Source organism: Stenomitos rutilans, from assembly GCF_059505485.1.
In genome coordinates this window covers 1-8,124 of sequence record NZ_JCACKR010000014.1, presented here as the reverse complement: position 1 = coordinate 8,124, position 8,124 = coordinate 1, and the positions used below count along the sequence as shown (strand labels likewise).

Here is an 8,124-nt window from a genome sequence, read left to right as displayed (position 1 = left end):
AAGCGTTTGACACCTATCGTGATACCAAATTGCACGAATGGGTCTCCGACCCGCAGTTAACCCAATGGCTTCAGCAAAGGCTCAGAGGAGTGGGGGCTTTACCGCCATCAGCACCAGAACTTATTGTGCCTGCAACTAGCCAGCAAACGTAGCTTCGCTTCGGACCAACTGATGAGAGCCTTACGGTGTGTGGCTGTAGTATCTGCATAGTTAAAGCAACTTAATCGGGGAAAAATCAGTCGCACTAAAGTTAGTAGTCAGAGCCACAAGCAAATTTTCCAAGCATTCGATAAGCCATTGCATGACACCCTGCGCTTGAGAGCGATAGTGATCGAACAAAAGGAAGAAACGCTGTTCTAGATACGGTTTGACTCGGTGACAAAGCAGCACTATTTTAAGCAGCAAGCGAATGGTTAAAGTTGGTCCAACGTTATTCAGTAGATCAAGAAAGACGTAATGCTCTCTTGGTTGCTTACTTTCTACGATAAGAAAATTTAGTAGTTGTCTACAAGTATTGACCAGAAGCTGTTCATTAGGGCGCTGGGAGTCATGCTGCGGGGAAATTCCTTGCAGTGTAACCCGGAGCTGCCGATTAAAGCTGTGCTTACCATACTTGAAGTCAACGGCAGAAGTTAGATATTGATAGAGCTCATCTTTGAATTCTGCAAAAGAATCGAGTTGGCTACTATGAGCCAAAAAGCTTGCTGCCAAATCTTTTTCAGTGTGAGAACCCGCCACGTTGCCCGAAAACTGTTTAAGTGAAAAGACTAATTCCTGATCATTCAAAAGCGTTGGATTGGTAACGGCCTGCGTAACCAGGAGACTATTCTGGGCTTGCTGCACCTGAGCAGTGACATACTGAGCGAGTTCAACCTCGAATTGCTGCTGCTTTTGCAGCTTGATACGCCGGACGATTTCTTCAATTTGACGTGCCGTATCAGCACTATCTCTACTAATAAAATAATTGTCGTACAAGTAAGGATAACGCTGTATCAAATCACCCAAGGGACTGTTTAGATCCCGATTCACCGTGGGCGGAAAGAGGCTAAGCAGTGCCATACTCTGCGAAAGGTCTTTCAGAACGGAAAATTGCTCTGTTTGAGTAAAAGCCCTTAATCGCTCACTTAGATGTCGCTGCTGTTCAGGCTGCTTTGAGTTGGGTGAAACCGATTCAAGTCGTTCAAGAAAGGCTGGAATCGCTTGATGCAGCATAGGGCGCATCGCCCAGCGGTTCAGAATGATGTAGCAACAACGATTGAGGATGGCGTTAAAGTTCTCAACAGGGAAGCTTGGAGCGGAAATCTTCTGCAGCACTAACTGGATGCCTGCATCGGTTTCTTCTGCAGCATCAGTGAATAAGCGATGAAACCGCTTTGTCAACTGTGCAGGCGAATCAACTCTGACACGGTTCAGTAGATAGGAATAGAGAACTTCAGGTTCTTGCCGGTCTAAGCTCAGCTCAGCAAGAACTGGAGCATAAGTATCAGATGGTTGTTCTTCTAAAATACGAAGCTGATCGGCTCCAGCTAGAATCACCTGATCGCGTTGGGTTCCCAGTTGGGCTTGTGGTTGAGCTGCTTGGAACGATAGTCCTAATTCATCGCGGAATTCAGGATCGTAGTGTGCCGCCTGCCACTCTCTAGCAGCTTTGACTTGTGCGACCGTGAGGTGGTGTGCACCTGTAAAATTAGCGCCTTTGAGATTGGCATTGTTGAGGTCGGCACCAGAGAGGTTGGCAGCACTTAAATCAGCATCAATGAAAAGCACTCCTGCCAAAACAGCGCCTTCAAGGTTCGCGGAGCGTAGGTTTGCTCCCTCTAAACTGCTTCCAGGTTGAAGGGTAATGCCAGACAGATCACTCCCCTCAAAGTCTGTAAGTGGATTCAGCTCCAGCGTACGGGCCAGCTCAAAGAAGTCATCGCTGTCTCCATTGACGACGTGCCCAATCGCTACCTCTAAGTCCAGGGGCGAAGTACCCGTGAGTCCTTGAGCGTCAGCCATAGTACCATCTCGTCGTGCTTAAGCCGCCTGCCAGTTGGGGACCAATATGCTTAAGCGCGATCGCCCGTTCGATCAGTGCCAGTCTGTTACGTGTAATGTTCGGTGTCCAACCAAACTTTCCCCAAGTCAGCCGAATATCCTCGGCCCTTACTGCCAGACAAGCAGACAACGTCGGATTCTTTTGTCCAAGCGCTTCAGGAGGGTTAACTCTAGGTGTAGGAGCAGACAGCAATTCACTCCTATGCGTCTTTCCTTCTTGCTCGAGCAAAATTGGGGCATCCCCTTGCACCACCTTCTCCATGGGCTCAAAGTTACTGTCAATGGAGACGATGCCCAGTTTCTCACGAGCAAAGGATCCTTGCAGAATTGGGCCTCCATCCTTCACCTCAAAGATCCAGGTAGGCGAACCCTCACCACCAGCGTGGTGAATCTGAAACCGCTCGGTTGTCACTTTCTCAACCGTCTTACCTGACCCCTTAAAACCAACGGTGCTGCTGCCTGTTCCACCGGGTTTCTCACCCACCGAGCCTCCCAGTGTGGCACCGATCTGAGTTTCCGTTGCCCGTTCCCGTTGAGTTTCCACGGTCACCAAGCGCTTCAAGGGAGCGGTGAGCAATACTTTATCTAGCGGCAGCCGACACTTCATAAGTGTGAAGCGCAGCTCGCAGCGTCTGACACCGAAAGTTGCAGTTCCCGAGGGAATCCCTAAGACTCTCGCTCCCGGAATCGCAATTTCCTGCTCCCCACTGAAGTTGATCGTTAGACTCATTTGAAGTGACGGATAAGGGCTTTTACCGTTACTAGCAGCAGGGAGAGACGGTAACGCAAAGGGATCGGGTGGTGAAAGATCTAAGTCCTTTACGACCTCGGTCTCCAAGTGCAGCTTCATAGCAGCACACGCCGGAAAGCGATTTTCAGTCTCCGGTTCTACAAGGGTGGTCATGAGTGCAGGGCAAGCGACGTTGGTAGAGCGTTGAGAGACTTATAGCCATGAGTCTCTCAACGCAATCATGCCATAGCCCTCAGATATTGCCTAGAGGAATAAAAGTTGAACCAAGTGCGGGTACTAAAAGGGAGAACAGGGACTTCTCAGCCTCCATCTTGCCTTTCTGCGGCGCTTGACAGAAGGGCCGGTTAGTTGACCTTGCAGTGGTGCATAGCGAAAACCGGCTTGGTTGCGCAACCGCCTCCAACGGCAAAGCGCTTGGGGACACAGCTCAAAGCAGAGTAGAGTGGAGTGCCTGGAGGGTTTCAGCCCTCCAGGCACTCTGCATGATGAGCTTAAACCGCCGCACCCGAACCCTCCACACGCTAAAAAATGAGTATTACTTAGAAGTCGAAGGACTCAAATACCGCATTTTTGAGTTTGACCACGGCAAAGTGCAAGCAGACGACCAATATGGTTCGGCACAACTCTTTCGCTATCAAACCAACCTTGACGGCTTTGATGGCTCCGTCTACGCTGGCACCCTGCAGATGGAAACCAAGCTGGTTTAACTGCTATGGCACTTCGGGTCGGAGCCCACGCTGACATTGATTACTACCTCGAAAGGAGTCCGTTATGATCGGTGTATTCATAACATTTCGCTACGGAGACCATTTCGATGAGCAAGCCGTGCGGCAGATTGCTGAGACCGCACGCGCAAGGTTTGAGGGCATGCCGGGATTACGCTCGAAGGCGTTCACGCTCAATGCCGACAAGCGTGAAGCTACGAACTTTTACGTTTGGGAGTCAGAGGACGCAGCCAAAGCGTTCTTTACCGATGAGCTTGTCGAGCGGGTAACGGGTCTCTACGGTGTACGCCCTAGCGTCGAGTTCGTGCAGATTGCCTCGCTTGTGGAGAACATCCGAGCGTGACGTGGTCAAGGTTCAATGAGTCGTCGTACAGAAACTCCTGTTAAGGTGAGAACACCTGCTGAGCAGACATTTTCCAAGACAGTTCTCAGTTGCACTGAGACGTGCCAATGCGGTCTAAGTGGGCTCTAAACTGAGTTGCGGCAAAGCCATGATCCGTTGTTCTTCAACCGGCCCTTCTGCTGCGCGTTGCAGTTAACCCAGTGGACGAAGCAAAGGCTAAAGAAGTAGTTTTTTTTACTCCAAGCAGCACCGCTCGCGCTCGCCCAGATCCGGCAGCCGACTCTGTAGCTCAAACAACAACAGCTCCCAACCAGCTTGAGTCAGCGCCGCTTCTGGTTGCTCACAGACTTCCAGCATAAAGCGGGTGCGCTGGTCCCCTGTCCAGCCTAATTGGTGCACTTGCTGGTCGATCGCCGCTTGAATGGACTCTAAGGCGATGGTCTGCTGCTGTACCACCGCCCGCAACAACACGGGTTCATCCAAAAACGTGGTCAAGTCCGGTCGGACATACCAGTCGGCTTGCTCCAAGGCAAAAGCTGGTGGTGGCGCGGTGAAATAAATAGCATCGAGTTCGTCCTCGACTGACAGCCAGCCCACCATGCGTGCCAAGGACAGCCAGTCTTCCTCCTCAGGCTCCAGGTAGCGAGCACCGACTGCCAACAAGTCCACCTTTGCCAGCGGATTATAAACACCAGCAGACCACGCCAGCGCCGTCTCTTCGGGATGTTCCTGCTGGTATTGGGCAAAGAACGCTGCCACTTCTGCCTGCATGGCCAGATCCACGTCAGGCTCCTGCACCGGCTGTTGCGGCACAACACTCAGTTGCCGAATTGCTTGCAAAGCAGTCTTACCACTCCGGCGCTGCGGTTGCGATCGTCCAAAGCCAACTGGCATCACTGCCTCCTTGCTAGAACAACCTTCGGGTTGCTCCGGTGCCACGACATCTGTACCGACGAGCCTGACCGATTCTTGCAGCGCTTGAGCCGTAAAAAACTGCTGCGCTTCTGCTACTAGAATCGAGTCACCACTGTCCAACCATACCTGCATCTTAGCAAGTTGCTTCTCAGCTCGGTCAGGCTTGCAGTGAGCCGCTGCGACAGCGATACCTGTGGAGAACCCCCCAGACCCCCCAACTTCTAGAAACCCCACCGCTTGCCCTTGAGGGGCAGCGGGATGGGGCACAAGCTTATTGGTATCCATAGGGTGGTAGTCTTCTCCCTGTATAGGTTCTAGCGCTTCTGCATGGATGGAATCTGCGTCAACAGGGTGGTAGCCTTCTCCCTGTAAGGGTTTGAGGTGTTTTGGATGCCATAACTCCTTGTATTTATCTAAGGTTTGATTCCCGATCCCATAGACTCTAATGGCTTCTCTACGGGCGGTCGTTGTCTCTGGCAAAGCATGGCGTTGCCGCAAGTCAGTGAGAGCGTGCTGGATGCGCTCGCGAGCGGCTTGCGACTGTGCCTGGTTCCAGTTCGGCTTGAGGGGTGCGAGCGCTTCTGATAGGGGTGCCGTCTTTGCCTGATGTTTGGTGCCAAAGGGGTAGTAATGGCTTGACTGAATGGAGCGGGTGTAGAACATGGCTCGCTGTTCCAGGTCTACCTGATGGCTGCAATACGCCCCAAAGCCAGGGAGCGATCGCGCCACTTCACAGATGGCGGTGGCTAAGTCTTCGCCAGTGAGGGGTTCGGAGCCACGCTGGACGTGACCGAAGATGTATTCCCGCATGGCAATGCGTCCCAACAGGTAGTTGGTCTGCCCGGAATCCGTCCATCCGGCTAACACTTCAGTGTTCAGGTCGTGGAGAAACTTCTCGGCTTTGCCGGAGAGTTTGTACCGTTGGCGCTTGGTCTGTTGCAAGACCCGTTTGAGTGTGCGCTGGTTGATCGCGTTGCGGTGCTGGGCAAACTGCCAGCGCTGCACGAAGGTGGTTTGTTCGCCATAGATCGGTTGAAAGTCACTATTGAGCAGGTAGGAGCCTGCTTGCAGCGGGAGGCGATGGGCAGCGTAGAGGCTGGGCGCTTCGCTGCAGGGTTTGGGGTTGGGAAACAGTTCGAGTTGTCCCGGTTTGAGTTTGAACCCGGCGTTAGCGAGCAAGGTGGAGACGACCTGCGCGATCGCCCACGTTTCTTGCGCTTTTTGGAAGGGTAGGTAGAGGTGAATGCCACCGCTGTAGCTACTGGTAACAGCAACGGTTTCGACTAAGCCTAATGGCTCTAAAGCGGCTAGTAGGCGTGGGATGGCGTAGCGATCGCGATGGGGATGATAGAGGCTACCCCTGTCGATGTCGAACAGCAGGTAGTCGGTTTGTTTGCCGAACCGGACGCCATATAAGTAAGCGCCTTCTTGGAGCAGGCGATCGCTCAAGGGGTGCCTGTCTTCGGTTTTCCAGTCGGGGCGATCGCCCCGACTGGATGTTCGGCATAGATGAAGTCAAACCGATGCGGAAAGAGGTTCAGAAACACATCTGGTTCCTGAATTGCTTGAAATTGAGGGTCGGGGAGGTTCATCAATTACCCCCCCTGTCTATGACAATATTTTGTAGGGCAAGGTTCTCCCTGCCTTGTATTCTTTGATGCACAAACTTACTCCTATGGCTGGAACAACAGCGGATAGGAAGCCATGCAAAAACTAGAGCAATTCAGCAAAAAGGTTGCACCTTTTGACAAATTGCCACTAAAATTGGCATAGCAAAGCCGGTGACCTAATATCTCGCTCGACCAAAGCTCTGATTAGCGTCCCTGCTCCTATCTTTCAATTGAATAACAAGCCTTTCGACCCCTGCTGTACCACCAGTTGGGGTTTTTGGCTTCTAGGACTGCCTAGAACATGACGGACACTCCTCTCGCTTCAAACGTGGAAACTTGTGATTCACTAGCAGCTCGCGCTGTGGTGGGAGCGTTGCTGTGGTGAAGTATCAATGATCTAACCGCAGATCCTGTCCACTGGCAAAGTTTTTCAGCCACTGCCGCTGCGGTCCTGTCGGTCAGCCACTTGGACTCAGATGCTGGTCGGAGGTTAGCCATGCCTACACCTGTCCCCGCAGAATCTGCTCAGCGGTCAAACTGATGGCCGGAAACAGTGCTGAGCGCAGACGATCGCGCCCTCTAAACTCACCGATTAAAGCGTATTGCTTGCCCTCCAGCTGGAGTACGGTAATCAGTTGCGCTTCGGGGTCAATCAGCCAGTACTCAGGAATACCGCGCCGTTCGTATTGAGCACGCTTAGCTTGATAATCGCGTTCTCGGTTCACATCACCAGGGCTCACTACTTCAGCAACCAACAGTGGGGGACGCATCGCCAGTGTAATGGTCAGTCGTCGCTGTGTCAGGCTGAGATGCTCTTCATGCAGCACGACCAAATCAGGGAAGCGGTTGCGGGGGGTGCCCAGTTGCAAGACAGGCACTTCAAGCTCACAGGTATGAATCGCCAGCTGTCGCAGTGGTATGGCACCACTACTGGCCAGCGCAAACAGCAAGAAGCGGGCAAGAAAATCGTTTTGTTCTGACTCTGGCGGCAATTCAATCCACTCCCCATCCACAAATTCATGCCTGGCATCGGGCAAGTCTGCCACCTCATCCTGTGCCAGGTAATCCTCAAAACTGATTGGCTTGATGGCTGTACTCATGGCGATCGCCTTCACTTCTTATTTAGCTGGCTCAGCGGGCTTCAAATCTAACTCACCGCGCTCTTTTGCCTCTCTAAGTGCAGTTTCCACTAGAAAGGCAGCAAGATTTGCAGTCGGTCTACCCTGCCGCTCTGCCCATTTTTCTAACTCCTCATACACGGTGTCTGGGAGTGTCAGATTAACGCGCTTACTCACAGCATCTTGAGTCATATGATGTAGCCCCATCGTACACCTGAGTTACTGAAAGCGATCGTCAGTGTATTTATAACACTGATTCGCGTTAAAAAGTAACTTTTTAGTGTTATATTTGTTCTTGCTTGAGGCGACATCGCTGCGAAGTTGGATGACAACGCTACGAAGTTCATAGTGATGCCCCCTATGAAGTCCTATGACAACGCTATGAAACCCCTATGAAGCGGAGAAAAGCAATGGAACGCAGGCATACCTTACGGTCGATCGCGGCAGCCACTGAACGCGACAAACGTACAGTGCAGAGCTGGTTTAGAAAAGCCAGTGATGCTTGCCAGGACGAAGTGGGAGCGCTGATTGATGGTGTACGGTACTTTGACGATGACGAGCGCGATCAGAGGCTGTTTGAAAAGCCGACTAGACCGTAAAGAAGCTCACACGGTTAGGCTGT

9 protein-coding genes are annotated in these 8,124 nt (G+C 52.1%); 3 read left to right on the top strand and 6 right to left on the bottom strand.

The window, feature by feature from the left end; translation table 11 throughout:
• Nucleotides 1-210 precede the first annotated feature (210 nt).
• Complete coding sequence (locus AC5JLP_RS01150; RefSeq protein WP_496066057.1) at nt 211-2,001, bottom strand: pentapeptide repeat-containing protein; 1,791 nt, start codon at nt 1,999-2,001, stop codon at nt 211-213.
• Complete coding sequence (locus tag AC5JLP_RS01145; RefSeq protein ID WP_496066056.1) at nt 1,994-2,944, bottom strand: hypothetical protein; 951 nt, start codon at nt 2,942-2,944, stop codon at nt 1,994-1,996. The genes AC5JLP_RS01150 and AC5JLP_RS01145 overlap by 8 nt, the downstream gene beginning before the upstream one ends.
• Before the next feature lie 329 nt (nt 2,945-3,273).
• Between AC5JLP_RS01145 and AC5JLP_RS01140 the strand changes: the two genes are divergently transcribed.
• On the top strand, nt 3,274-3,498 hold the full coding sequence (locus AC5JLP_RS01140; RefSeq protein ID WP_496066055.1) for a hypothetical protein: 225 nt from the start codon (nt 3,274-3,276) through the stop codon (nt 3,496-3,498).
• A gap of 64 nt (nt 3,499-3,562) precedes the next feature.
• Entirely contained in the window at nt 3,563-3,859 is a 297-nt protein-coding gene (locus tag AC5JLP_RS01135) for a YdhR family protein (RefSeq protein ID WP_496066054.1), read from the top strand.
• Between the two features lie 234 nt (nt 3,860-4,093).
• Here AC5JLP_RS01135 and AC5JLP_RS01130 read toward each other — a convergent pair whose 3' ends face one another.
• The 4 genes from AC5JLP_RS01130 to AC5JLP_RS01115 all read right to left on the bottom strand — a co-directional run bounded on the left by AC5JLP_RS01130 (nt 4,094) and on the right by AC5JLP_RS01115 (nt 7,694).
• Nucleotides 4,094-6,223 carry a hypothetical protein gene (locus tag AC5JLP_RS01130; RefSeq protein WP_496066053.1) on the bottom strand — a complete coding sequence of 710 codons (2,130 nt, stop codon included), beginning with the start codon at nt 6,221-6,223 and terminating at the stop codon, nt 4,094-4,096.
• Nucleotides 6,220-6,366 carry a hypothetical protein gene (locus AC5JLP_RS01125; protein WP_496066052.1) on the bottom strand — a complete coding sequence of 49 codons (147 nt, stop codon included), beginning with the start codon at nt 6,364-6,366 and terminating at the stop codon, nt 6,220-6,222. The genes AC5JLP_RS01130 and AC5JLP_RS01125 overlap by 4 nt, the downstream gene beginning before the upstream one ends.
• 518 nt (nt 6,367-6,884) lie before the next feature.
• Nucleotides 6,885-7,484, bottom strand: a complete 600-nt coding sequence (locus AC5JLP_RS01120) for a Uma2 family endonuclease (RefSeq protein WP_496066051.1) — start codon at nt 7,482-7,484, stop codon at nt 6,885-6,887.
• Nucleotides 7,485-7,502: 18 nt separating this feature from the next.
• Nucleotides 7,503-7,694, bottom strand: coding sequence for a ribbon-helix-helix domain-containing protein (locus AC5JLP_RS01115; protein WP_496066050.1), 192 nt, complete (start codon nt 7,692-7,694; stop codon nt 7,503-7,505).
• 200 nt (nt 7,695-7,894) lie between these two features.
• Here AC5JLP_RS01115 and AC5JLP_RS01110 point away from each other — a divergent pair, with 200 nt between their 5' ends.
• Nucleotides 7,895-8,101, top strand: a complete 207-nt coding sequence (locus AC5JLP_RS01110; protein WP_496066049.1) for a hypothetical protein — start codon at nt 7,895-7,897, stop codon at nt 8,099-8,101.
• Nucleotides 8,102-8,124 lie beyond the last annotated feature (23 nt).

Bases quoted from the DNA above. Each gene is read 5' to 3' on its own strand.
- AC5JLP_RS01150 (WP_496066057.1), bottom strand. From the start codon at position 2,001: ATGGCTGACGCTCAAGGACTCACGGGTACTTCGCCCCTGGACTTAGAG.
- AC5JLP_RS01145 (WP_496066056.1), bottom strand. From the start codon at position 2,944: ATGACCACCCTTGTAGAACCGGAGACTGAAAATCGCTTTCCGGCGTGT.
- AC5JLP_RS01140 (WP_496066055.1), top strand. From the start codon at position 3,274: ATGATGAGCTTAAACCGCCGCACCCGAACCCTCCACACGCTAAAAAAT.
- AC5JLP_RS01135 (WP_496066054.1), top strand. From the start codon at position 3,563: ATGATCGGTGTATTCATAACATTTCGCTACGGAGACCATTTCGATGAG.
- AC5JLP_RS01125 (WP_496066052.1), bottom strand. From the start codon at position 6,366: ATGAACCTCCCCGACCCTCAATTTCAAGCAATTCAGGAACCAGATGTG.
- AC5JLP_RS01120 (WP_496066051.1), bottom strand. From the start codon at position 7,484: ATGAGTACAGCCATCAAGCCAATCAGTTTTGAGGATTACCTGGCACAG.
- AC5JLP_RS01115 (WP_496066050.1), bottom strand. From the start codon at position 7,694: ATGACTCAAGATGCTGTGAGTAAGCGCGTTAATCTGACACTCCCAGAC.
- AC5JLP_RS01110 (WP_496066049.1), top strand. From the start codon at position 7,895: ATGAAGCGGAGAAAAGCAATGGAACGCAGGCATACCTTACGGTCGATC.